We start from the raw sequence: 460 nt of genomic DNA on the forward strand, positions 1-460 counted from the left end.
TATACCGGGGCGGGCCTTGGTATTTTATCAAGCTTGCTAATCGTGCTTGGTTTATCGAGGTTTGTTCAATCAAAGACAACATAACCAGCAGCTCCACCGGACTCCGTAATGTTTGCACCTTTCCTGCAAAACACGCAGCAAAGTCGCCAACATTACTACGCGCGGTGAGCTGGGCGTTCTAATGTCTGCTTTTCCAGTAGCCCTATTCAGAGCTCAGCCTTAACTTAACGTCCGCTTTTCTCACATTTCAGATGGAGGTTTTCGACTTGCGCAATGTCCGCTTTGGTGTGGTAGCTGACTTCATTAGGCATCAATTTTGTTAACAACTATATTTAGTCGTGACAAAATCCGGTCGAGTAAAAATCAGTACCTTATGGAACCATTTGTTAGTAACTTTATTGTTCACCAACAGCCGCTCGGTTAGATTTCGTTAGGCAGGCTCAAATACCTGGTCTGCATA

General features: G+C 44.8%; 1 protein-coding gene. It reads left to right on the forward strand.

Going from position 1 to position 460, the window contains the following annotated elements; all coding sequences use genetic code 11:
* A partial coding sequence (locus A3750_RS26765) for a hypothetical protein (protein WP_231871717.1) occupies window positions 1–182 on the forward strand: 182 nt, incomplete at its 5' end.
* Between the last annotated feature and the right edge of the window lie 278 nt (window positions 183–460).

This window comes from Oleiphilus sp. HI0079 (genome assembly GCF_001635105.1).